21 protein-coding genes and 1 pseudogene are annotated in these 20,911 nt (G+C 71.8%); 12 read left to right on the forward strand and 10 right to left on the reverse strand.

The genetic code is table 11. The features are described 5' to 3' along the window. Nucleotides 1–231: 231 nt before the first annotated feature. Both AC07DO_RS21245 and AC07DO_RS21250 read left to right on the forward strand, forming a co-directional pair. Nucleotides 232–897: an RNA polymerase sigma factor gene (locus AC07DO_RS21245; RefSeq protein ID WP_479061647.1), complete on the forward strand. Its 666-nt coding sequence runs from the start codon at nucleotides 232–234 to the stop codon at nucleotides 895–897. Continuing rightward, entirely contained in the window at nucleotides 897–2,066 is a 1,170-nt protein-coding gene (locus AC07DO_RS21250) for a hypothetical protein (protein ID WP_479061649.1), read from the forward strand. Before AC07DO_RS21245 ends, AC07DO_RS21250 begins: the two co-directional genes overlap by 1 nt. A gap of 273 nt (nucleotides 2,067–2,339) precedes the next feature. Here AC07DO_RS21250 and AC07DO_RS21255 read toward each other — a convergent pair whose 3' ends face one another. After that, nucleotides 2,340–3,218, reverse strand: coding sequence for a L,D-transpeptidase family protein (locus tag AC07DO_RS21255; protein WP_479062449.1), 879 nt, complete (start codon nucleotides 3,216–3,218; stop codon nucleotides 2,340–2,342). Between the two features lie 110 nt (nucleotides 3,219–3,328). On the opposite strand from AC07DO_RS21255, the gene AC07DO_RS21260 reads away from it, so the two are divergent. Beyond that, complete coding sequence (locus tag AC07DO_RS21260; protein ID WP_479061650.1) at nucleotides 3,329–4,933, forward strand: acyl-CoA mutase large subunit family protein; 1,605 nt, start codon at nucleotides 3,329–3,331, stop codon at nucleotides 4,931–4,933. 87 nt (nucleotides 4,934–5,020) lie between these two features. Continuing rightward, nucleotides 5,021–5,683: a leucine efflux protein LeuE gene (leuE, locus tag AC07DO_RS21265; protein ID WP_479061652.1), complete on the forward strand. Its 663-nt coding sequence runs from the start codon at nucleotides 5,021–5,023 to the stop codon at nucleotides 5,681–5,683. A gap of 42 nt (nucleotides 5,684–5,725) precedes the next feature. On the opposite strand, the gene AC07DO_RS21270 is transcribed toward leuE, so the two are convergent. Both AC07DO_RS21270 and AC07DO_RS21275 read right to left on the reverse strand, forming a co-directional pair. After that, nucleotides 5,726–6,196, reverse strand: a complete 471-nt coding sequence (locus AC07DO_RS21270) for a MarR family winged helix-turn-helix transcriptional regulator (RefSeq protein ID WP_479061654.1) — start codon at nucleotides 6,194–6,196, stop codon at nucleotides 5,726–5,728. 18 nt (nucleotides 6,197–6,214) lie between these two features. After that, nucleotides 6,215–7,690, reverse strand: coding sequence for an FAD-dependent monooxygenase (locus AC07DO_RS21275; protein ID WP_479061656.1), 1,476 nt, complete (start codon nucleotides 7,688–7,690; stop codon nucleotides 6,215–6,217). A 29-nt stretch (nucleotides 7,691–7,719) separates the two neighbouring features. Here AC07DO_RS21275 and AC07DO_RS21280 point away from each other — a divergent pair, with 29 nt between their 5' ends. After that, nucleotides 7,720–8,415, forward strand: a complete 696-nt coding sequence (locus AC07DO_RS21280) for a TetR/AcrR family transcriptional regulator C-terminal domain-containing protein (protein WP_479062451.1) — start codon at nucleotides 7,720–7,722, stop codon at nucleotides 8,413–8,415. On the opposite strand, the gene AC07DO_RS21285 is transcribed toward AC07DO_RS21280, so the two are convergent. The 3 genes from AC07DO_RS21285 to AC07DO_RS21295 are packed head-to-tail and all read right to left on the reverse strand — an operon-like array spanning nucleotide 8,381 to nucleotide 11,918. Next, nucleotides 8,381–9,568 (reverse strand): acyltransferase family protein, encoded by a 1,188-nt coding sequence (locus AC07DO_RS21285; protein WP_479061657.1) that lies wholly within the window; start codon nucleotides 9,566–9,568, stop codon nucleotides 8,381–8,383. The genes AC07DO_RS21280 and AC07DO_RS21285 overlap by 35 nt on opposite strands. Next, entirely contained in the window at nucleotides 9,565–10,941 is a 1,377-nt protein-coding gene (locus tag AC07DO_RS21290; protein WP_479061659.1) for a polysialyltransferase family glycosyltransferase, read from the reverse strand. The genes AC07DO_RS21285 and AC07DO_RS21290 overlap by 4 nt, the downstream gene beginning before the upstream one ends. Then, entirely contained in the window at nucleotides 10,941–11,918 is a 978-nt protein-coding gene (locus AC07DO_RS21295; protein WP_479061660.1) for a glycosyltransferase family 2 protein, read from the reverse strand. The genes AC07DO_RS21290 and AC07DO_RS21295 overlap by 1 nt, the downstream gene beginning before the upstream one ends. A gap of 198 nt (nucleotides 11,919–12,116) precedes the next feature. On the opposite strand from AC07DO_RS21295, the gene AC07DO_RS21300 reads away from it, so the two are divergent. The 4 genes from AC07DO_RS21300 to AC07DO_RS21315 are packed head-to-tail and all read left to right on the forward strand — an operon-like array spanning nucleotide 12,117 to nucleotide 16,921. Then, nucleotides 12,117–13,466 carry a DUF6716 putative glycosyltransferase gene (locus AC07DO_RS21300; protein ID WP_479061661.1) on the forward strand — a complete coding sequence of 450 codons (1,350 nt, stop codon included), beginning with the start codon at nucleotides 12,117–12,119 and terminating at the stop codon, nucleotides 13,464–13,466. Nucleotides 13,467–13,492: 26 nt separating this feature from the next. Beyond that, nucleotides 13,493–14,806 (forward strand): cytidylyltransferase domain-containing protein, encoded by a 1,314-nt coding sequence (locus tag AC07DO_RS21305; protein WP_479061663.1) that lies wholly within the window; start codon nucleotides 13,493–13,495, stop codon nucleotides 14,804–14,806. 13 nt (nucleotides 14,807–14,819) lie between these two features. Beyond that, nucleotides 14,820–15,773, forward strand: coding sequence for an N-acetylneuraminate synthase family protein (locus tag AC07DO_RS21310; protein ID WP_479061665.1), 954 nt, complete (start codon nucleotides 14,820–14,822; stop codon nucleotides 15,771–15,773). 38 nt (nucleotides 15,774–15,811) lie between these two features. Next, entirely contained in the window at nucleotides 15,812–16,921 is a 1,110-nt protein-coding gene (locus AC07DO_RS21315; RefSeq protein WP_479061667.1) for a hypothetical protein, read from the forward strand. A gap of 3 nt (nucleotides 16,922–16,924) precedes the next feature. Here the strand turns inward: AC07DO_RS21315 and AC07DO_RS21320 are convergent, their stop codons facing one another. The 4 genes from AC07DO_RS21320 to AC07DO_RS21335 form a co-directional block, all read right to left on the reverse strand. Further along, nucleotides 16,925–17,371, reverse strand: coding sequence for a protein-tyrosine phosphatase family protein (locus AC07DO_RS21320; RefSeq protein ID WP_479061669.1), 447 nt, complete (start codon nucleotides 17,369–17,371; stop codon nucleotides 16,925–16,927). Nucleotides 17,372–17,397: 26 nt separating this feature from the next. Next, entirely contained in the window at nucleotides 17,398–17,802 is a 405-nt protein-coding gene (locus AC07DO_RS21325; RefSeq protein WP_479061671.1) for a hypothetical protein, read from the reverse strand. Nucleotides 17,803–17,920: 118 nt separating this feature from the next. After that, nucleotides 17,921–18,100: a hypothetical protein gene (locus AC07DO_RS21330; RefSeq protein ID WP_479061673.1), complete on the reverse strand. Its 180-nt coding sequence runs from the start codon at nucleotides 18,098–18,100 to the stop codon at nucleotides 17,921–17,923. 200 nt (nucleotides 18,101–18,300) lie between these two features. Beyond that, nucleotides 18,301–18,789, reverse strand: coding sequence for an RNA polymerase sigma factor (locus AC07DO_RS21335; RefSeq protein WP_479061675.1), 489 nt, complete (start codon nucleotides 18,787–18,789; stop codon nucleotides 18,301–18,303). Nucleotides 18,790–19,034: 245 nt separating this feature from the next. Between AC07DO_RS21335 and AC07DO_RS21340 the strand changes: the two genes are divergently transcribed. The 3 genes and pseudogenes from AC07DO_RS21340 (at nucleotide 19,035) to AC07DO_RS21350 (ending at nucleotide 20,900) form a co-directional block, all read left to right on the forward strand. Beyond that, nucleotides 19,035–19,595, forward strand: coding sequence for a cysteine hydrolase family protein (locus AC07DO_RS21340; RefSeq protein ID WP_479061677.1), 561 nt, complete (start codon nucleotides 19,035–19,037; stop codon nucleotides 19,593–19,595). Next, a pseudogene (locus AC07DO_RS21345) lies at nucleotides 19,544–19,944 on the forward strand (GNAT family N-acetyltransferase). The gene AC07DO_RS21340 and the pseudogene AC07DO_RS21345 overlap by 52 nt, the downstream one beginning before the upstream one ends. 353 nt (nucleotides 19,945–20,297) lie before the next feature. Continuing rightward, nucleotides 20,298–20,900 carry a hypothetical protein gene (locus tag AC07DO_RS21350; protein ID WP_479061679.1) on the forward strand — a complete coding sequence of 201 codons (603 nt, stop codon included), beginning with the start codon at nucleotides 20,298–20,300 and terminating at the stop codon, nucleotides 20,898–20,900. Nucleotides 20,901–20,911: the final 11 nt, after the last annotated feature.

A 20,911-nucleotide genomic window follows, 5' to 3' on the forward strand; every position in this document is an offset into this window, starting at 1 on the left:
GGAACCGGCCGGGGCCGCCACCCCCCACAGGAGAGGCCCCGGCCGGTACACGGTACGAACCGCGTGCGGCCCGTACTCTCTTCAGCGCCGCGCGTGCGTTTTCTGTCACACCGCGTTCTGTCACCCGCTAGTTGCACGTTGTACAAACATGGACGTAGGCCTGTCCGAGCCCGTAGCGTGCTGGTTCGCGCCGGGGCCGGGCGCAGATCTCCGAGTGGCAGGATTGAGAGAGTGCTGGGGGACGACGCGGAGCTGACCGCCGCGGTGCTTGCGGCACAGGACGGGGACGAGACCGCGTTCCGGACTGTGTACCGCGCCGTGCACCCGCGGCTGTTGGGGTACGTACGCACGCTGGTCGCCGACCCGGACGCCGAGGACGTCGCTTCCGAGGCCTGGCTGCAGATAGCGCGCGATCTCGACCGGTTCAGCGGTGACGCGGACCGGTTCCGGGGCTGGGCGGCGCGCATAGCGCGCAACCGCGCCCTCGATCACATACGGATGCGGGGCCGCCGTCCCGCCGTGGGCGGCGACGAGTCGGAGCTGACCGGGAAGCCGGGCGAGGCGGACACCGCGGGCGAGGCGCTGGAGTCCCTCGCCACCAGTGAGGCGCTCGCCCTGATAGCCCAGCTCCCGCAGGACCAGGCGGAGGCCGTCGTGCTCCGCGTCGTCGTCGGCCTCGACGCGAAGACCGCGGCGCGGACCCTCGGCAAGCGCCCCGGAGCCGTCCGCACGGCGGCGCACCGGGGCCTGAAGCGGCTCGCCGAACTTCTCGGTCCCGAGGGGGCCGATCCCAAGGAGGCGCTGGGCGCCGTACCGCCACAGAGAGAACCGCGCGGGTGCGCGGTGACGTCCGCCGGTGTGACGCAATCGCGTACGCGGACGCAGAAGGACATGTGATGGCCGACGAGCACCACAAGTGGCTGGACCGCGACGCGGCGGAGCGTCTGCTGCGCGGGGAGCCCCTCGAAGGCATCGATTCCTCCGCCGGCGCGGAGGCTCGCACGGAGGCGGAAGCGGAGGCCCACGCGCGGGCCGAGCGGCTCGCGCGGGCGCTCTCGGCGCTGGACCGCGCGGGCGAGCAGGGGATGGCTTCCTCTTCGCCGTCCGGTCCGTCCGCGTCCGGTCCGTCCGACGGTGTCGCCGGTGAACTCCCGGGTGAGGCCGCCGCGTTGGCCGCCTTCCGTGCCGCGCGCGCGGAGCGTGCGGACGCGGCGGGCGCGGCGGGCGCCGTGCGCGGCGGCAGCGCCAGGACCGCGCCCTACGCGACGCCCGCGCACGAGGCCGCCGCGGGCGAGACCGTACGTCTGGGGAGTGCGGGCAACCGTCCGCGCCCCACCCGCTGGGGAAGACCCGTGCGCTTCGGCGTGGCCGCGGCCCTCGCGGGCTGCATGCTGGGCGGCGTCGCGGTCGCCGCGGGGACGGGCGTGCTGCCCTCGCCGTTCGGCGAGCACAGCAGCCAGGGACCCGCCGCGTCCGCGTCGCCCGACACCACCCCGGAGGAGTCGCCGCCCTCCCCGCCCGGCGAGCCGCGCGAACCGTCCGAGGACCTCTCGCCCGACGAGACCACGGCCCCCGACGACACCCCGACGTCGTCGCAGGAGCCGGTGAGCAGCCCGCCGTCGGAGGCCGAGGCGGACGACGAGCACACCGGCGTCCCGCAGCAGCCGAGCGGCGACAGGCCGAAGCCGCCCCGCCGTGACGAGGCGCGCACGTGGTACCGCAAGGTGGTCGTCGCCTGCCGCGCCTACCGCAGCGGCGATCTCCAGGGCAAGAAGCGCCGCCGCCTGGAGGAGGCGGCCAAGGGCCCGGAGCGGGTGGAGGAGTTCTGCGGCCGGGTCCTCGGCGGCGGTGGCGTCGGCGGCGGCCGGCCCGGCGGCGGTGACCAGGGCGGCGGGCAGGGCGGCGGCGAGGGCGGCCACGGCGGGGACGACGGCGACGCCGGGAACGGCGGCGAGGAGGACGGCGGCTCGGGCGGCGACGGCGGAGACGTGCCGCCAGTCACCTCCCCGTCCGTCCCGTACCCCGGCCCCACGGCATCGCGCAGCGCCCTGCCCCACCTCTCCTGAAGCCTTCTCCCGACGCCTCCCCCCTGACGCCTGCCGTCACCTTCTCCCGCGCGGCCTGACCAGGGCCCTCCGGCAAAGGTGTGACGTTTTTCGAGGGCTCGACGCAGTAAGAAGTGAGCCGACTGGTCATCGGCCCGCGCACGAGCCGGGGGTTCCCCCCGTACCTTCGGCTCCGTGCCACCGGCGTGGGCGGGATACGTTCCCCCGATCCCGCCCACGCCGCTTTTCCCGTGATCGGCCGGGATCAGCCGTATTCGGCCGTATCCGGCGGGGTCACTTGTAGATGACGACCCGGTCGCCCTTCCGCACCTGCGCGAACAGGCTCGCGATCTTCCCCTCGTCCCTGACGTTCACGCAGCCGTGCGACCCGCCCGCGTACCCCCTGGCCGCGAAGTCCGCCGAGAAGTGCACGGCCTGGCCGCCGCTGAAGAACATCGCGTACGGCATCGGCGTGTCGTAGAGCGTCGAGACGTGGTGCCGGGATTTCCAGTAGACGCTGAACGTGCCCTCACGGGTCGGCGTGTACTGCGACCCGAACCGCACGTCCATCGTCGACATCGCCTTGCCGTCGATCATCCACGTCAGGGTGCGGCTGCTCTTGGCGATGCACAGGACCCGCCCGGTCGTGCAGCGCTTGTCGGGCTTCGCGGGCGGCATGCCACCGCCCGCGTACAGCTCGGACCGCGTCGGTTCGCGCGTCATGCCGAGCAGCTTCCGCCAGGTGACGGTGTCCGTGACGCCCGTGGTGGCCAGGCCGCGTTTGGCCTGGAAGCCCTTGACGGAGGCGACGGTGACGGGCCCGTACGTCCCGGTCGGGCTCTCGCCGAACCAGGCGATCTGCCGCAGCCTGGCCTGGAGCTCCCGCACCTGTTCGCCCGCGTCCCCCCGCTCCATGAGCGTCCTCCCCGGTTCGGGGGCGGGCGCGGGGGTGTGCGGCGCGGGATCCCGCGCCGGTGTTCCGGGTGTTCTGGTGGGCGACCGCGCCGGGGTCCGTGGAGGCGCCTCGGCCGGCGTCCGCGTCGGCACCGCCGTCCTCCCCGGCTTCCCGCCGTCACCGCTCGGCCCCCCTTCCGCGTCCACCGCGACCGCCTTGCACCCCGCCACCAGGACCAGTGCCGCCACCGCCCCCGCCGATATCGCGCTCCTGCCCATCACGCCCCCGTGTTCGTAGACGACTTCGCGGACACCACGCACCACACTTCTGGAGTGTTTCCCGGTTTGCCGCGAGTGACGCGTCGCGGGTGCGGGCGCAAGCTGGACGCATGACCCACACGTCGGAATCAGGACTGCCCGTCGAACCCGTGTACGGCCCGGAGGACCTGGCGGGCTGGGACCCGGCCGAGAAGCTCGGCGCCCCCGGCGCGTACCCCTTCACGCGCGGGGTCTACCCCACGATGTACACCGGCCGCCCCTGGACCATGCGCCAGTACGCGGGCTTCGGCACCGCCGCCGAGTCCAACGCCCGCTACCGGCAGCTGATCGAACACGGCACCACCGGCCTGTCCGTCGCCTTCGACCTGCCCACCCAGATGGGGCACGACTCCGACGCCCCGATCGCGAGCGGCGAGGTCGGCAAGGTGGGCGTCGCCGTCGACTCGATCGACGACATGCGGGTCCTGTTCGGCGGGATCCCGCTGGACGAGGTCTCCACCTCGATGACGATCAACGCGCCGGCCGCGCTGCTGCTCCTCCTCTACCAACTGGTCGCCGAGGAACAGGGGATCGCCGCCGACCGGCTGACCGGCACGATCCAGAACGACGTGCTCAAGGAGTACATCGCGCGCGGCACGTACATCTTCCCGCCCCAGCCGTCCCTGCGCCTGGTCGCGGACACCTTCCGGTACTGCCGCGCCGAGCTGCCGAAGTGGAACACCATCTCGATCTCCGGCTACCACATGGCGGAGGCGGGTGCCTCGCCCGCGCAGGAGATCGCGTTCACGCTGGCCGACGGCATCGAGTACGTCCGTACGGCGGTCGCGGCCGGCATGGACGTGGACGACTTCGCACCGCGCCTGTCCTTCTTCTTCGTGGCGCGTACGACGATCCTGGAAGAGGTCGCCAAGTTCCGCGCCGCCCGGCGCATCTGGGCCCGCGTGATGCGGGAGGAGTTCGGCGCGCGCGACCCCAAGTCGCTGATGCTGCGCTTCCACACGCAGACGGCGGGCGTCCAGCTCACCGCCCAGCAGCCCGAGGTGAACCTGGTCCGCGTCGCCGTCCAGGGCCTCGGCGCGGTCCTCGGCGGCACCCAGTCGCTGCACACCAACTCCTTCGACGAGGCGCTCGCGCTCCCCACCGACAAGTCGGCCCGGCTCGCCCTGCGCACCCAGCAGGTCCTCGCGTACGAGACGGACGTGACGGCGACGGTGGACCCCTTCGCCGGGTCGTACGTCGTGGAGAGGATGACCGACGACGTGGAGGGCGCGGCCCTCGACCTGATGCGGCGCGTCGAGGACCTCGGCGGCGCCGTGCACGCGATCGAGCAGGGCTTCCAGAAGGGCGAGATCGAACGCAACGCCTACCGCATCGCGCAGGAGACCGACAGCGGCGACCGCGTCGTGGTCGGCGTCAACCGCTTCCGCCTCGACGAAGAGGAACCGTACGAGCCGCTGCGCGTCGATCCCGCGATCGAGACCCAGCAGGCCGCCCGCCTCGCCCGCCTGCGCGCGGAGCGGGACGGTGCAGCGGTGGGCTCGGCACTCGCGGCACTCCAGGAGGTGGCGAAGGAAGGGACGAAGGAAGGGACGAAGGAGGGGGCGAACGTCCTCTATCCCATGAAGGAGGCGCTGCGGGCACGGGCCACCGTGGGCGAGGTGTGCGACGCGCTGCGGGAGGTGTGGGGGGCCTACGTGCCGACGGACGCGTTCTGACGGATCCGACCGGCCGGACTTCTCCTCCCGTGTCCGGCAAGCGGACACGGATGTCCCCATGCCGCACACCCGTGCGACACTCCGGCCATGCTGGGTGTCACCGATCTTCCGACCTATCTCGCGGGTCTCGTCCTGATCATTCTGCTGCCGGGGCCGAACTCGCTGTACGTGCTCTCCGTCGCCGCCCGCCGCGGCGTCCGCACCGGCTATACGGCGGCCGCGGGCGTCTGGTGCGGCGACGCCGTCCTGATGACGCTGTCGGCGGCCGGTGTCGCCTCGCTGCTGCAGGCCAACGCGCTGCTCTTCGGGATCGTGAAGTACGCCGGTGCCGGGTATCTGACGTGGCTGGCGGTCGGCATGATGCGGGCGGCGTGGAGCATGTGGCAGGCCCGGCGGGACCGGACCGCGGAGAGCGCGGCGGGCCCGGAACAGGGGGACGCGGCGGCGGGGGAGCGGCCGTTCCGCAGGGCGCTGGTGATCAGCCTGCTCAACCCGAAGGCGATCCTGTTCTTCATCGCCTTCTTCGTCCAGTTCGTCGACCCGGGCTACGCCTACCCCGCCCTGTCCTTCGTCGTACTCGGCGCCTTCGCCCAGATCGCGAGCGTCCTCTACCTCACCGCCCTGATCTTCAGCGGTACGCGGCTCTCCGCCGCGTTCCGCCGCCGCAAGCGCCTCTCGGCCGGGGCCACGTCGGCGGCGGGCGCGCTGTTCCTCGGCTTCGCGGTGAAGCTGTCGCTCTCCAGCGTGTGACCGCGGCGGCGACTTCGGTGGTGCCCGGCCGAACCCCCCATGTCAGTGGTGCCAGGCCGAGCCCCCCACGTTGTGGATCATGCGCTGGAGGACCTTCAGCGTGCGGACGTAGTCCTCGTCCGTGATGCCCTCGTGGATCTGTGCGCGGACGGCCTTCTGGCGCTCGGCCACGCGGGCCTGGAGGGCGCGGCCCTCTTCGGTGAGGGCGATGCGGTCGTCCCCGGGGACGTCACTGACGAGACCGCGGTCGCGCAGGGCGTCGATGTTGTGCACCAGGGCACCCTCGCCGACCTCCAGATAGCCCTTCAGGACGGCCACGACCTCGTCCCGGGGTCTGCCCTCGGGGGCCTGGAGCAGCTGGCTGAGGACCCACCACTGGGGCTGGGTCAGGCCCATCTCGGCGAGCATCGTGCGGATGTGGTGGACGACGGCCGCGCCCGCGGCGGAACTCCAGTAGCCGACGGGCTGGTTGGCGAGGTCCTGGTCACTGTGCGAGTACGCGAATGCTGTCATGCCCTTGAACGTAGAACCTCAAGGAGACTTGAGGTCAAGGGGTGACGGGATGAGGGGCGACGGGATCCCGCAGCGCGCCAGGTACGCGGTGAGGCCGGTCCGCGCGTCCGTCCCGGCCCAGCCGACGTAGCCGTCCGGACGGACCAGGAACAAGCCCTTCCCGTACGGCTCGTACGCCGGGATCGAGTGGAAGCGGATCAACTTCTCGTCCAGTGACGGGAGTTCCGTGTCCGTGCCCACCGCAAGCAGCGTGTGGTGCGGGCCCCGGAACGCGTCGAAGAGGGTTCCCGCCCCGTACGGGCCGTCCGGCGCCCGGTCGCCCGCCCGCAGCGCGTCCCCCGGCACGTCCTCGCGCGTCTCCCGCGTCAGTGAACTCTCGCGGTAGCCGATGCCGAGCTGGCGCGTGGCCGCCCCGCGGCGCGCCTCGCCGCGGTGGATGCGGGTGGACAGGCCCAGCATCTGCGCGGCGTTGGGCAGCCGCTCCTCCTCGTACGTGTCGAGGAGGGAGTCCGGCGCCCCGTGCCGGAGCACCGCGCCGAGCTTCCAGCCCAGGTTGTACGCGTCCTGGACGCTCGTGTTCAGGCCCTGGCCGCCCGCCGGCGAGTGGATGTGCGCCGCGTCCCCGGCAAGGAAGACGCGGCCCTCGCGGAAGCGGTCCGCCAGCGCCGCGCGCGGCCGGAAGTCGGAGGACCAGCGGAGTTCGGTCACGTCGTCCGGGGTGAGGTGCGTCCGGGCGGCGACGAGGTCGCGTACGCCCCGGAGGGAGAGGTCGGGCGTCGTCCCGGCGGGGAACTGGGCGGTCAGCTGGAAGTCGTGCGTGCCGGCCAGCGGGCAGATCGCCGTGTACAGGCCGCTGTCGTCGGCCGCCGGGAACATGTGCCAGTTGTCGCGGTCGAGCGCGGGGATGCGGACGTCCGCCACCAGGACGGGGTTCGGGTCCACGCTCTCGCCGGACATGGTGATGCCCAGCTCCCGGCGCAGGAAGGAGCGCCCGCCGTCCGCCGCCACGGCGTACGCCGCGCGCACCGAGGTCCCCGTCGAGAGGCGGTCGGTCACCCCGTCGGTGTCCTGGGCGGAGCCGGTGACCTCCGCGCCGAACACCACGTCGCCGCCCAGCTCCCGCAGGCGGGCCAGGAGGATCTCCTGCGTGCGCCACTGGGGGAGCATCCACGGTGTGGTGTACGGCGCGGTCTCCGTCGGCTCCGGTTCGTCGAACATCCGGTACTCGCCCTGCCGTTCCCCGCCCCGCCACACCATGCCCACGGGCATGGGGCCGCCCGACGCGAGGACCGCGCCGATGACGCCGAGGTCGTCGAAGACCTCCATGGTGCGGGGCTGCAGCCCCTTGCCGCGCGAGCCGGGGAACAGGGCGGGGGCGCGCTCGACGACGAGGGCGGGCACGTCGCGGCGTGCCAGATCGCAGGCGAGGGCGAGGCCGGTGGGGCCCGCGCCCACGATGAGTACGCCGGTTTCCTTAACGTCGTTAAGTTCCATGAGCCGAAGCCTGCGCTTAACGGTGTTAAATTGTCAAGGTGGCGACGACGAAGCTGGACCGGACCCGAGTGGCGCGCACCGCGCTCGACCTGCTGAACGAGACGGGGCTCGAAGGGCTGACGCTGCGCGCCATCGCCCAGCGCCTCGACGTGAAGGCACCCGCCCTGTACTGGCACTTCAAGGACAAGCAGGCGCTGCTCGACGAGATGGCGACCGAGATGATGCGGCGGATGAGCGAGGACTTCCTGTCCACGCCGGACGCCGACTGGCGGGTCGCGCTCACGGCCGCGATGCGGGGCCTGCGCGAGCATCTGCTGCGCCACCGCGACGGCGCGAAGGTCTTCAGCGGTACGCACTACACGGACCTGTCGTACGCGGCCCCGATGGAGGCCCATCTGCGGGTCCTCGCCGGGGCGGGCTTCGCACCGGACGCGGCCGCGCGCGCCTGGTTCACCGTGTACAACTACACGATCGGGTACGTCATCGAGGAGCAGGCGACGGGCCCCGGGCCCGCCCACGGCGCGAGCGGCTACGACCTCGCGGCGCGCGCCGAGCGCCTCGCCGCGTACCCGCTGGCCGCGGCGGCGGGCGAGGTGATGTTCCGCTCGCACGACCGCGGCTTCGAGGAAGGGCTCGCGGCGATCGTGACGGGGATCGGCGCGACGCTCGCCACTTCCGGGGGGACGCCCGCTACTTCCGGGCAGCGGGAGCGAGGCTCCGGTTGAGTCCGTTGCGGATCAGCGGCGTCAGCCGTTCCTCGACGTAACGGTTCAGGAGCCACGCGAGGATCAGCATGGCGACGATGGTCAGGCCGAACGTCGCGTAGGACGGCAGGCCGAGGTGCCGGTGCAGCGCCTCGACCGTCACCCAGCCCAGGTGCTCGTGCACCAGGTAGAAGGGGTACGTCAGCGCGCCGGCCACGGTCAGCCAGCGCCAGTTCGCCCAGTCCAGGTGCCCGAGCGCGATCAGCAGCACCGCCACGAAACCGGCCGTGATCACCGCCATGATCACGACGGAGGAGCGGTAGGAGAAGAAGTCCGGGTTCGGCGCGTGCCAGAGCCGGTCGACGGCGTAGTGCTGGCCGATCAGCCAGCTCACGCCCGTGATGCCCCACGCCGTGAGGTCGCGGCGGTCGCGGTGGATCAGGTAGATGCCGATGCCGCCGACGAAGAAGGGGGCGTACTCGGGCATCAGGACCAGGTCGAGGAGCGGCTCGTTCGCGGCCTCCGACACGGCCGCCGCCAGCGTCCACACCGCGCAGAACAGCACCACCCGCGCGCGGGTCGCGCCCGGCATGACCACACACAGGGCGAACAGCGCGTAGAAGCGCAGCTCGGCCCAGAGCGTCCAGCACACACCGAGCACCCGGTCCACGCCCAGCGGCTGCTGCAGCATGGTGAGGTTGACCAGCGCGTCGCTGGGCGAGACCGCCGCGTACGTCACGGCGGGCAGCGCGAAGACCGCGGTCACCAGGACGATCGCCGCCCAGTACGACGGCAGCAGACGGGAGGCGCGGGACGCGAAGAACGAGCGCATGGGCCTGCCCCAGCCGCTCATGCAGATGACGAAGCCACTGATCACGAAGAAGATCTGCACGCCGAGACAGCCGTACGCGAACCATTCGCTCGCCGTCGGGAACTGCGTCTTGGGGGAGCTGCCCCAGGCTTCGGAGATCTCTCCGTCGCGGCCGCCGTAGTGGTACGCGGCGACCATGAGCGCGGCGACGAGCCGCAGTCCGTCGAGGGCGCGCAGCCGCGGCTTGCCGCGGGTGGGCCCGGCGGCCGGGACCGTACGGGAGACGTGCTCATGGTCGCCGCGTTCCGTGCCGTGTTCCGCGCCCGGTATGTACGTCGGGAGCGTGGGTCCGGGAGCGGTCATCCGAGTGCGGTCCGCTTGAGCGAGCGCTGCACGGAGCGCGCGCGGCGCGCGACGCGCCGGACGGCCGCGTTGCGCGGGATGAAGGCGAGCTGCGAGGGGACGGCCCCGGGCAGCGCGAGGGCGGTGAGGCGGCGCCGCTTGAAGTAGCGCCAGGTGGTGGCGTCCAGGCTCCGGGCGAGGTAGCGCTCGGCTTCGGGACGCAGCCGCGGATAGATCTGTGGCTGCATCGCGAAGCCGACGGCCTTGAGGAGGTTCGTCAGCTCGCCGGTGCCGAGACCGGCCTCCTGCGCGGTGACCGCCGTGCCGTCGGTGAGCTCGGGCAGCAGCGCGTCGACGATCGTGACGGGGACGCGGTTGCTGTTCTGGTAGGGCGCGAGACGCTCCAGGAGGAGTTCCGTGCCGGTGCGGGCGGCGGGCAGGCCGTACAGCGCGGACGCCGTGAGCAGCGCCGTGGAGAAGCAGCCGACGACGAGCGCGGGCCGCATCCGCTGGTAGAGCACCTCGGCGAGGACCGGCGTGTCGAGCACGGTCAGCTCGACGCCGATCGTCCGTGCCTCCTTCTCCAGGGCGCGCGACCAGCGGGCCGGCGCCGTGGGGTGGGGCTTGAACACCACGTGCGTGTGGCCGAGCGAGGCGGCGCCGCGCACCATGCGGATGTGCAGCTCCTCCTCTTCCTCGGCGGTGAGGATGGAGAGCGCGGAGAGGTACTGGCCGAGGACGAGGACGGGCGCCTCGCCCTCCGGGAACTCCGGCAACTCCGGCAACTCCTGCTCGTCCTCCGCGAGTTCGGCGAGGACCTTCAGGAACGCCTCGGTCGGTACGACCTCGGGGGCGACGCCGAACTCGGTGAGCAGGAGCGGGGTGAGCCCCGGCACCAGGTCCAGGTGGAGCAGGCGCCGCACGCGGGTGCCGACCAGCGGGTCGATCTTGTTGCGGGTGGGGCCGTAGCTCATCAGGCCGTCGGCGTAGACGTCCACGGGGACGCCCGTGAAGATCTGCGCGAGCGCGAGCGCCGGGTTGACCTGGATGGACTCGACGGCCAGCTCGATCTCGTCGTCACCGAGGTCCCACAGCATCCGGAAGTAGCGCTCCCAGAGCACGACGTCGTCGCCGCGCGGGGCCCAGCCGCCCGGATGGAAAGGGGAGACGGCCTCGTTCCAGGAGCGCACCTCGTCGAACCGGCCGCGCAGCCGCTCGAAGCCCGGCATCCCGTCGAGGGGCGTCGTCGTCTCGGGCGTCGCCGCGTTGTTGCTGACCAGGAGGATCCGCCGGTCCGCGGGTCCGAAGCGGTCGGCGTCCAGGGCGGCGGCGAGCGTCGCGGCGCCGTACAGCGTGGACGCGAGGAAGATCTGCGTCGTACGGGAGGACGCCATTACGCGGCCACCTCCGCCGACACCGGGCGCCGCCGCAGCCTGCGCAGCCGCGTCGCCCGCTGGAGGTCCATGGAGTCGAGCGCGTCGTCGAGAACGCCCTGCGGCATCCGCTTCAGGGCGGCCGCACTCATTGACTTCAATTTCCGCGCCACGGGTGGCTCGAACCTTTCGATGGATCCCAAATGGTGGGAGATGATCGCGCAGTACGTGCGGACGGCCTTCGGCAGGAGTTCGTCCGCGTCCCGGTCCGCCGCTGTTTCCTGTACGACCTGGTCGAATGCCTTGATGAAATCGAGCTGGCGTACGTCACCGATCTGGGTCAGTGAGGACGCGACCCCGCGCCGGTAGAACACACCGAGAAGACCGACCGCGGCGAAGGATTCCGCCTCGCGGTGCAGCCGCCAGATCCACGGCCTGTCCTCGGCGGTGCGCAGACCGTCGGTGAAGTGGAGCAGCCCCGCGTCGGCGAGCCGGCGGTGGTAGATGCCCGCCCACGCGTACGCGTAGTCGACGGAGGTCGAGCGGTCGGCGGGCAGTATCACCTCGCGCGGGTTCATCACGACGCCGCGCCTGCCGTGCGGGACACGGTGCACGGTACGGGCCCGCGCGGTGCACTGCACATGGTCGGTGCGCACGAAGTCGCAGCCCAACCCCTCGATGGCGTCGACGAGTTGAGCGAAGTACCCGGGCGCGAGCCAGTCGTCGCCGTCCAGGAAGGTCAGGTACTCGCCGCGGGCCGCGTCGAGGCCCGTGTTGCGGGCGGTCGCGAGACCCCCGTTCGTCTCATGGCGGAGGTGGACGGCGCCGGGAAGCTCGCGCGCCGCACGCTCCAGGATGTCCGGAGTCTCGTCGCGCGAGCAGTCGTCGACGAGAATGAATTCGAAGTCGTCACGTGCGTTCGCACGCAGACTCCTCAGAGTGTCGGGCGCGTATTGCTGCACGTTGTAGAACGGCACGATGACGGAGAGCTTAACCACGTGGGTGACGTTAGGTGTCGGCCCGTCATTCGGGTCGACCCGCAGCGGTATGCCGGGTGAACGACGTGTGGCGGAATGGTTAACCGGGCCGCGGAGGCGGCTTTTCCCGGGCCGATTCGCCGACCGTCGGCGTGCTGTTAACCGTTTGTTGCACCTGAGTTGGGCCGCGAATCGAAATGCCTTCCTAGCGTCTGGGACGTGCAAGGAAGTCATCGAAACCCGCTGCGGGTCGCCGTGCTCGCCGACTCCGATACGCGATGGAAATGGGGCGCTCTCACCGCGAACCGCATCGTATCGGACAGTCGGCTCAGCGGCTTCCTGCTCCGCGGCCGGGCCACTCCCACCCCCCGGCAGCTCGAGGAAGTCGGCGTGCGCGCGGACGCGCTGCGGGAGGTCACCGCCGTCGAGTTCCTGCGCGAGATGGAGCGGGACGCACCCGACGTGATCGTGCTCGCCCTGGTGGGCGGTGCGGTCCAGGCGGTCCTGCACGGACTCGCCCGCGTCACGCAGGACGCCCGCCTCACGGGCGGCCCGGCGCGCCGCTCCGTCGTCGTCACCGGCTACGTCGGCGTCGTCTACGAGAAGCTCGCCGACGGCCTCCTCCTGCGGCACGGCGCCGACGTCGTCCTCGCCAACTCCCGGCAGGACGCGGAGCGCTTCCGCGCGGTGTACGAAGGAGTGGGCGCCGACGCGTCGGCGGTGACGGAGGCCGCGCTGCCGTTCCTCGGCGGAGCCCCGTACGAGAAGCGGGAGGCCGGCGACCGGAGCGACCCCTACACCGTCGTCTTCGCCGCCCAGCCCTCCGTCCCCGAGACCGCGGCGCACCGCACCTACCTGCTGCGCCGCCTCGCCGAGCACGCCCGCCGGCACCCCGACCGCGAGGTCCTGCTCAAACTGCGCAGCAAGCCCGGCGAGCACACCACGCACATCGAGGAGCTGCCCTACCAGAAGCTGTCGCAGCGCCTCGACGACGGCCTGCCGCCCAACTGCCGCCTCGTGTACGGACACATGGGCGAGGTCCTCGACCGCACCGACCTCCTGGTCACCGTCAGCTCCACGGCCGCGCTCGAATCCCTGCACCGCCGCATCCCCACCGCCGTCCTCACCGACCTCGGGGTGCGCGAGGCGCTCGGCAACCACCACTTCACCGGCTCCGGATGCCTCGCCTCCTGGGACCAGCTGGACGCGGGTCACCTGCCCGTGCCCGACGAGAGGTGGCTGGCACGGCAGGGCGTCGCCGCCGACGGAGCGTACGAGAACGCCTTCGACGCGGCCCGGGAGCGGGTCGCCGACCTCCTCGATACCGCGGCCGCGGGCGGCCTCCCGCCCCTCGCGCCGTACTACAGCCCCTCCACGGCCGGCGGCTACCTGCCCGGCATCCTCGCCCGCCACCACCTCGGCCCCGACGGCGCACCGCTGCCGGGCGCCCCCACGGGCGACAAGGACCCCGGCCCCGTACGGCAGATCGTGCGCCGTGCCGCCCGCGGCGCGTACCGCCACGGAGTGCAGCGCGTGGCGCCCGTCATCCGCCGGATGGGCGAGCTGTGAGCCCTCACCCCTTCCAAGGAGCCCCCATGTCCCACCCCGGCCCAGCAGGTACGCAGGCCCGCCGCGTGCTCGCCGTCATCCCCGCCCGCGGCGGCTCCAAGGGCGTGCCCGCCAAGAACCTCGCCCCGGTCGGCGGCGTGCCGCTGGTGGCCCGCGCCATCCGCGCCTGCCTGGCCGCCCGGCTCGTCACCGACGTCGTCGTCTCCACCGACGACCACGTGATCGCCGAGGCCGCCCGGCACGCCGGCGCCGAAGTGGTCCTGCGCCCCGCCGCGATCGCCGGGGACACCGCGACCAGCGAGGCCGCCGTGCTGCACGCCATGGACGCCCACGAGGCGCTGCACGGCGCGACCGTGGACGTCGTCCTCCTCGTGCAGTGCACCAGCCCCTTCCTCACCCGCGAGGACGTCGACGGCGTGGCCTCCGCGGTCGCCGAGCACGGCGCCGACACCGCCGTCACGGTGGCGCCCTTCCACGGGTTCATCTGGCGCGACGCGGCGGACGACGCCGCGGACGAGGGCACCCTGGACGCACGCCGCACCGGCGCCGTGGGCGGCACCGCCACGCTCGCCAACTCCACGCGGACCGGCGGCGGTTACGGCGTCAACCACGACAAGTCGTTCCGCCCGCGCCGCCAGGACCGACCCCAGGACCTCCTGGAGACCGGCGCCGCCTACGCCATGGACGCGGCGGGCTTCCGCGCCGAGAAGCACCGCTTCTTCGGCCGCACCGAACCCGTCCGCACCGACCCGGCCCGCGTCCTGGAGGTCGACGACCCGCACGACCTCGCCCGGGCCCGCGCGCTCGCCCCGCTCTTCGACGCGGACCTCCCCGAAGGCGACGCCGCCCTCCCGACCGCCGCCGACATCGACGCGGTCGTCCTCGACTTCGACGGCACCCAGACCGACGACAGGGTGCTGATCGACTCCGAAGGACGGGAGTTCGTCTCCGTGCACCGCGGCGACGGACTCGGCATCGCGGCCCTCCGCAGGAGCGGCCTGAACATGCTGATCCTGTCCACGGAACAGAACCCGGTCGTCGCCGCGCGCGCCAGGAAGCTGAAGCTCCCCGTGCTGCACGGCATCGACCGGAAAGACCTCGCACTGAAGCAGTGGTGCGAGGAACAGGGCATCGCTCCCGAGCGCGTGCTCTACGTCGGCAACGACGTCAATGACCTCCCGTGCTTCGCCCTCGTGGGCTGGCCCGTGGCGGTCGCGAGCGCCCACGACGTCGTACGCGGCGCCGCACGCGCGGTCACCACCGTCCCCGGTGGTGAGGGCGCGATCCGAGAGATCGCCACCTGGATCCTCGGCCCCTCTCTCGACTCCCTCCACAGTTAAGGAATTTCCTGCCATGAGCAACATCACCTCCATCGGCGCCAACTCCCGCCTCCGCCGCTTCGGTTCGAAGACGGCCGGTCCCGGTCAGCCCGTGTACATCACCGGCGAGATCGGCATCAACCACAACGGCGACCTGGAGAACGCGTTCAAGCTGATCGACGTGGCTGCCGAGGCGGGCTGCGACGCGGTGAAGTTCCAGAAGCGCACCCCGGAGATCTGCACCCCGCGCGACCAGTGGGACATCGAGCGCGACACCCCCTGGGGCCGCATGACGTACATCGACTACCGCCACCGCGTGGAGTTCGGCGAGTCCGAGTACCAGGCCATCAGCGAGCACTGCGCCAAGCGCGGCATCGACTGGTTCGCCTCCCCGTGGGACACCGAGGCCGTCGCCTTCCTGGAGAAGTTCGACCTGCCCGCCCACAAGGTCGCCTCCGCCTCGCTCACCGACGACGAGCTGCTCCGCGCCCTGCGCGCCACGGGCCGCACGATCATCCTCTCCACGGGCATGTCGACCCCGAAGCAGATCCGCCACGCGGTGGAGGTGCTCGGCTCCGACAACATCCTGATGTGCCACGCCACGTCGACGTACCCGGCGCAGGCGGAGGAGCTCAACCTCCGCGTGATCAACACCCTCCAGGCCGAGTACCCGAACGTCCCGATCGGCTACTCCGGCCACGAGACGGGCCTGCAGACGACGCTCGCCGCCGTCGCCCTCGGCGCCACCTTCGTCGAGCGCCACATCACCCTCGACCGCGCCATGTGGGGCTCCGACCAGGCCGCCTCCGTCGAGCCGCAGGGCCTGACCCGCCTCGTCCGCGACATCCGCACCATCGAGGCGTCCCTCGGCGACGGCGTCAAGAAGGTCTACGAGTCCGAGCTCGGCCCGATGAAGAAGCTGCGCCGCGTCGCGGGCGTCGTGGCCGAGGCCGAGACCGCCGCGGACGCCGAGCCGGTCGCGGTCTGAACACGCGGCCCGCATTAACGGGAGACGGACACACGACGATGAGCCCCCAGGTCGGCCGAGCCGCCGACACCACAGCCGCCCCGGAAGGCGCGGACTCCACGCTCGCCTTCGTGGAGAGCCCGGTCCAGCTGCTGAACGTCCTGGAGTGGGCGCACGCCGCGGCCGCGACCGGCCCGGCCGGGGGCCTCACCGTCGTCGTCCTCTCCCCGAACGACCCCATGACGCGCGGCCAGTTGCGCCGCATGGCGCAGCTGGCCCGCGACGAGGGCGTCGAGGTCCGCTGGGAGGAGGCGCGCGGCGGCGCGTCGGCGCCCTTCCACACGGTGGGCGGCCTCGCGGGCGCCCTGCGGCGGGCCGACCGGGTCGTCATCGGCGACCCGTTCTCCCGCTACGTACAGCTCCTCCTCACCATCACCCGGGCCCGCTCCCTGGTCGTCGTCGACGACGGCACGGCCACGATGGAGTTCATCGCCCAGCTGGCCCGCGGCGAGCGCCTCCAGCGCTGGCACCGCAAGGGCGGCCGGCCGGGCCCCCGCGACCTGGTCTTCGCGCCGGTCTCGGCCTCGGCACGGCGCCGCCTCACGCCGGGCGGCTCGCGCACCGTGGAGGTCTTCTCCGCCATGCCGATCGACAGCGCGCCGGACGGCGTACGGGTCTCGGTCAACGCCTTCGCCTGGACCAGGGAGCGCTTCGGCCCACCCCGCATCACGCGCGGTTCGGACCTGGTCGGCACGTCCCTCGTGGAGACGGGCGTGGTCGACCCCGACCGCTACGTCGAAGCGGTCCGCGCCCTCTCCCGCACCCACGGCGCGACCCGCTACTTCGCCCACCGCCGCGAGAGCTCGGAGAAACTCCACCGGCTCGCGGTCGAGACGGGCCTCCAAGTCGTCCGCCCGGACCTGCCCCTGGAACTCATCGCCCGCCGCGGCCCCATCGGCCGTACGATCCTGAGCTTCCCCTCGACCGTCGTCCACACCCTGCCCCTGGCCCTCGCGGGCACGGAGGTCAAGGTGGCGGTCTGCGACATCGACCCGGCCTGGCTCACGGAGACGGCGTCCCCGCGCGCCCAGGGCTTCCTGTCCGGCGTGACGGGCACGGCGCGGGACGTACACCGCCTGACATCAGTACGCCACACGGCACCAGCGTGACGCCTAGGGCGTGAACCTCCGGACGTACCGCCGCTGCCAGGGAGTCTCGACCGCATGCCGGTCGTAGTGCTCCCGCACGTACGACACGGCCTCGGCCGCCGGCACCCCGTCGAGCACGGCGACACAGGCGAGGGCGGTCCCGGTCCGCCCACGCCCGCCCCCGCAGGCGACCTCGACGCGCTCGCCCGCCGACCGCGCCCACACCTCGCGCAGCACGTCCCGCGCGAGTTCCCGATCACCGGGCAGCCGAAAGTCCGGCCAAGGCAACCACCGCGCCTCCCAATCCACTTCCGGCGGTCGCTTCCCGAGCAGATACACACCGAACTCGGGCACGTCCCCGTCGGGCAGCGGATGCCGCAGCCCCCGCCCCCGCACGAGCCGCCCGGAGGGCAGCCGCAAAACCCCGGCGGCGCCGGGCTGCCAGGTCGCTGTGGTGAGGTCATCCGTCATGGTCGGCCAGTATGCCCAAGGGAGCATCAGAAACCAGACGTTGAGGTGCCGGTCGGGGGCAGCCGCATCGGGTCCTCACCGGGCAGGATGACCCTGGGCAGCACCACGGGCCCATCCGTACGGCGCGCAGTGCGTCGCTCTGTGAAGCGGGCCCGCACACCGGCCCGTACGAGCGTGCGGCGTGCCGCACGGTCACGACGGTTGCCGTCGCGCCGTCGCAGTTTCCACTGTCGATGGGCGATGCGATTGGCCTGCATCGCGACGGCGTCCGTGGAGGTGCCGGGGTGCAGGGACTCGATGACTCTGGCCGCAGCCGAGGCGACGGCCCGGATCAGCAGGACCAGGGCCAGGATCAGCAACAGCGGGAAGACGAACGTCATCGAGACGCCCGCCGCGAGGAGCTCGGAGACGAAGCCGTTCACCATCATCATTCTCCTTCCGGATGGAAGAAGGGCCCCCGTTCGCCGGGGGCCCTTCTTCCGTCACGCTCGGCCGATACGGCGAAAGATCCCCCGGAGCCATGCCGGACGGGCCGAACGTCGAGAGCTACTACAGGCGGACGACTTGGCCGGGCAACGCGGCCCGCCGTGCTTCATCGGCCTCGGGTGCGAGGGTGACGCGGGGCAGGCTCACGGCGGAATCCGGCGTGACGACCTTCATGATCCATGAGATGACCACGTTCCAGGTGGCTGACAACCCAGCCAATACGATGACGATGCAATTTCGCACTGATGCTCCTTCGCGGCGGGGGAGGTGGCGATCCGCCCCCGCCGCTTCATGTCGTGGCGGCCCCGTCCCCCGGACGAGACCGATCAGCAACGGCCTTTCTCGGGACATTGAATGGGTGAGCGGCGAGCTCATCCCGCCCCCACACGGGCCGTGGCCGTACCGTGTGGCAGCGGGACGCTCCAGTGCATCCCGCATCAGTGTCACTGCTGCTTCGGCGGGTCGAATCCGAGGTGCGCGAGCCTGCCTCCGCGCCACGCTCTGTTGATCTTCCGGTTGGCCCGCCACTTCAGCGTGCCGACGGCCCGGGCCGTGGACGGCGGATCGAGCCACTCGGCGATGACCTTGTTGTCCTCGCCGAGGATCTGACCGAGCACGAAGACATCCATCTCCCGCGGCGTGAGGATCTCCAGCGCGCGGATGCCCTGGACCACCTCGATCAACTCATGGTTGAGCCGGAGAGCTTCGTCAGCCTGTTGGTCGCCCTGGTGCGCACGCAGGGCGACCAGTGCATCGTCACCCACGAGGACCTCGATCGTGGTGCGCAACTTGCTCAGCTGGTTGGTGACGCAACGGTTGAGGTAGGAGTCGAGTGCGTCCACGGGCCCGTGGTTCGCGAGCCTGGAGTGCAGGCCCTGGAGGACGTTCCCCCACATCTCGTCGGCCAGTTCGGGGCCGGCCTTCCTGGCCATGCGCCCACGGTGCAGACCTGCCTGCTCAGCGGCGCGAAGCAGCTGATCGAGCGCGGCCGCGGAAAGCTCGCGCGCGACGGTGGATGATGCCGACTGGCTGCCGCCGCGCATCTCTTCGGGCATCGTTGCTCCCGGAGTGGTTCCGAATGGACACCCACTCTCAGGCGCGGGGCCGGGCTCAGGTCACGCACTTGAGGAAGGGATTTCTGTGACCGCTGTCACCGCCCCCAGGGAAGGATGGCTGCATGGCGAACAGCGCACTCCTGGTGATGGACGTCCAGCGGGACGTCGTGGAGCTCGCGGACGACGGCTCCGGCTATCTGCCGAGGCTGCGCACGGCGATCGACGCCGCACGGACGGCGGACCTACCGGTGATCTACGTGGTGATGGGGTTGCGCCCGGACGTGCCGGACGCCACCCTGCCCACCGCGATCGTCCGCAACGTCGTGCAGGCGGGCCTGTTCACCGAGGGCGCCCACGGCAGCGAGATCCACCCAGACGTGGCGCCCCTGCCCGGCGAGACCGTGGTGACCAAGCGGCGGGCCAGCGCGTTCTCGGGCAGCGACATGGAGCTGGTGCTCAGGGCCCACGACGTAGACCATCTGATCCTCACAGGCATCGCCACCAGCGGCGTAGTCCTGCACACCGCATGCCGCGCGAACGACATGGACCTGCCCTTCACGATCCTCTCGGACGCCTGTCTGGACCTGGATCCGGAGGTCCATTGCACCCTCACGGAAAAACTGTTCCCCCAATGGGCGGAGGTCACCACGGCCGAGGCCTGGGCGGAGTCGATCTCCCGATAATCACGTACGCATGGCGGGACGACTTCGCGGACCCCGAGGTCAACGCCCTGCACGCCGAGGGCTTCGGGCACCCGGTGCTGGACATCGGGTGGCGTGAGCAGCTGCACCGGCACCGCCTCGGGTGGGTCTGTGCGCGGGACGAGGGTGGGGAACGCGTCGGGTTCGTCAACGTCGCCTGGGACGGCGGCGTGCACGCCTTCGTCCTCGACGCCGTCGTGGCGCGCGCGAGGCCCGCTGCGAGTGGCTGCACGTCGACTTCGACGACGAGCACCGCGGCTTTGGCTGGGTGAGGGTGACGTCCGGGTCGTCGCTTTCGCGGAGGCGGATGGTTCCGTCGGGAAGCGGCTGAAACGGGGAGTGGCATGTGTGTGCCGTCCGGCGTGTACGACATCTTGGCGCAACTGCGCACCACGCGGCGCCTGCGTGCTCGGGGCCGCTCCGCCCTGCTGCGGTCCGCACACGGGCTGTTCGCCAAGGCCCTTGCCGAGCCCGCTCGATGCCGTCAGGTGGTCTGCACAGGTCGCCCCTCGTGGCAGCTCGCTCGGAACCAACCGGTCAGGAATGTGGTCAATGCATGCGTAGGCACTGAATGGCCCGATGCTGTTCGAGAACGGGAGTCTTGAGTTGAGGTTCACGGTCCGTCCCCTGTTGTCTGGCAGACCCGCTGTGGCTGTGTTGGCCGCGGTCGGTATCACCGCGGGTGTGCTGATCGGCCGGGAGGGGCTGCGTACTGTGGTGGGCTGCGGCGCGGCCGACGACCCCTACGCCTCCCGGACCGCGGCGGACTGGAAAGCGGGCGCGGACCACGTGGTGGTGGCGGTGCCGGTCTCCGAGCGGGAGAGCAACAAACAGGTGGTCGCCAAGGGGGCGGTGCGGTACACCGTCGACCGGGCGGTGACGTTCCGGAAGGAGAAGGTGCTGTGGTCCGCTGCCACCCCTCGGCATGAGCTGGGCACCGAGTTCGACATGACCGCCCCGGGCTGGTCGGTGTACCGCAACGGCAAACGGATCAAGGGCACCGCCCCGGAGGCGCCCCGGCTGGAGACCGGTCACACCTACGTCCTCGCCCTGCGCTGGGACGCCGACCAGTGGATCGTCCTCGGCGAAGGCGCGGCCGTGCCGTTCGACGACCACGTGGCGGGGCGAGGGGAGTGGTGCGGCCAGGTGCTGAGCGAGGACGACTTCGCCAAGGGCGAGCGGTTCTTGCAGCGCGACGACCACAGTCTGGAGCAGGCCGTGCGCGGACAGGACGAGCACGCCATCTCCCGCGAACTCGCGAAGGCGAGCGGCGGGAAGGGGTCGTAGCCCAGCTGGGC

This window comes from Streptomyces sp. NPDC045678, assembly GCF_056432085.1.

Coding starts and splice junctions, on each gene's coding strand:
- AC07DO_RS21320 (WP_479061669.1), bottom strand. CDS start 17,371: ATGACGGATGACCTCACCACAGCGACCTGGCAGCCCGGCGCCGCCGGG.
- leuE (WP_479061652.1), top strand. CDS start 5,021: ATGCTGGGTGTCACCGATCTTCCGACCTATCTCGCGGGTCTCGTCCTG.
- AC07DO_RS21250 (WP_479061649.1), top strand. CDS start 897: ATGGCCGACGAGCACCACAAGTGGCTGGACCGCGACGCGGCGGAGCGT.
- AC07DO_RS21255 (WP_479062449.1), bottom strand. CDS start 3,218: ATGGGCAGGAGCGCGATATCGGCGGGGGCGGTGGCGGCACTGGTCCTG.
- AC07DO_RS21325 (WP_479061671.1), bottom strand. CDS start 17,802: ATGATGATGGTGAACGGCTTCGTCTCCGAGCTCCTCGCGGCGGGCGTC.
- AC07DO_RS21270 (WP_479061654.1), bottom strand. CDS start 6,196: ATGACAGCATTCGCGTACTCGCACAGTGACCAGGACCTCGCCAACCAG.
- AC07DO_RS21310 (WP_479061665.1), top strand. CDS start 14,820: ATGAGCAACATCACCTCCATCGGCGCCAACTCCCGCCTCCGCCGCTTC.
- AC07DO_RS21315 (WP_479061667.1), top strand. CDS start 15,812: ATGAGCCCCCAGGTCGGCCGAGCCGCCGACACCACAGCCGCCCCGGAA.
- AC07DO_RS21335 (WP_479061675.1), bottom strand. CDS start 18,789: ATGGCCAGGAAGGCCGGCCCCGAACTGGCCGACGAGATGTGGGGGAAC.
- AC07DO_RS21340 (WP_479061677.1), top strand. CDS start 19,035: ATGGCGAACAGCGCACTCCTGGTGATGGACGTCCAGCGGGACGTCGTG.
- AC07DO_RS21275 (WP_479061656.1), bottom strand. CDS start 7,690: ATGGAACTTAACGACGTTAAGGAAACCGGCGTACTCATCGTGGGCGCG.
- AC07DO_RS21305 (WP_479061663.1), top strand. CDS start 13,493: ATGTCCCACCCCGGCCCAGCAGGTACGCAGGCCCGCCGCGTGCTCGCC.
- AC07DO_RS21285 (WP_479061657.1), bottom strand. CDS start 9,568: ATGACCGCTCCCGGACCCACGCTCCCGACGTACATACCGGGCGCGGAA.
- AC07DO_RS21260 (WP_479061650.1), top strand. CDS start 3,329: ATGACCCACACGTCGGAATCAGGACTGCCCGTCGAACCCGTGTACGGC.
- AC07DO_RS21290 (WP_479061659.1), bottom strand. CDS start 10,941: ATGGCGTCCTCCCGTACGACGCAGATCTTCCTCGCGTCCACGCTGTAC.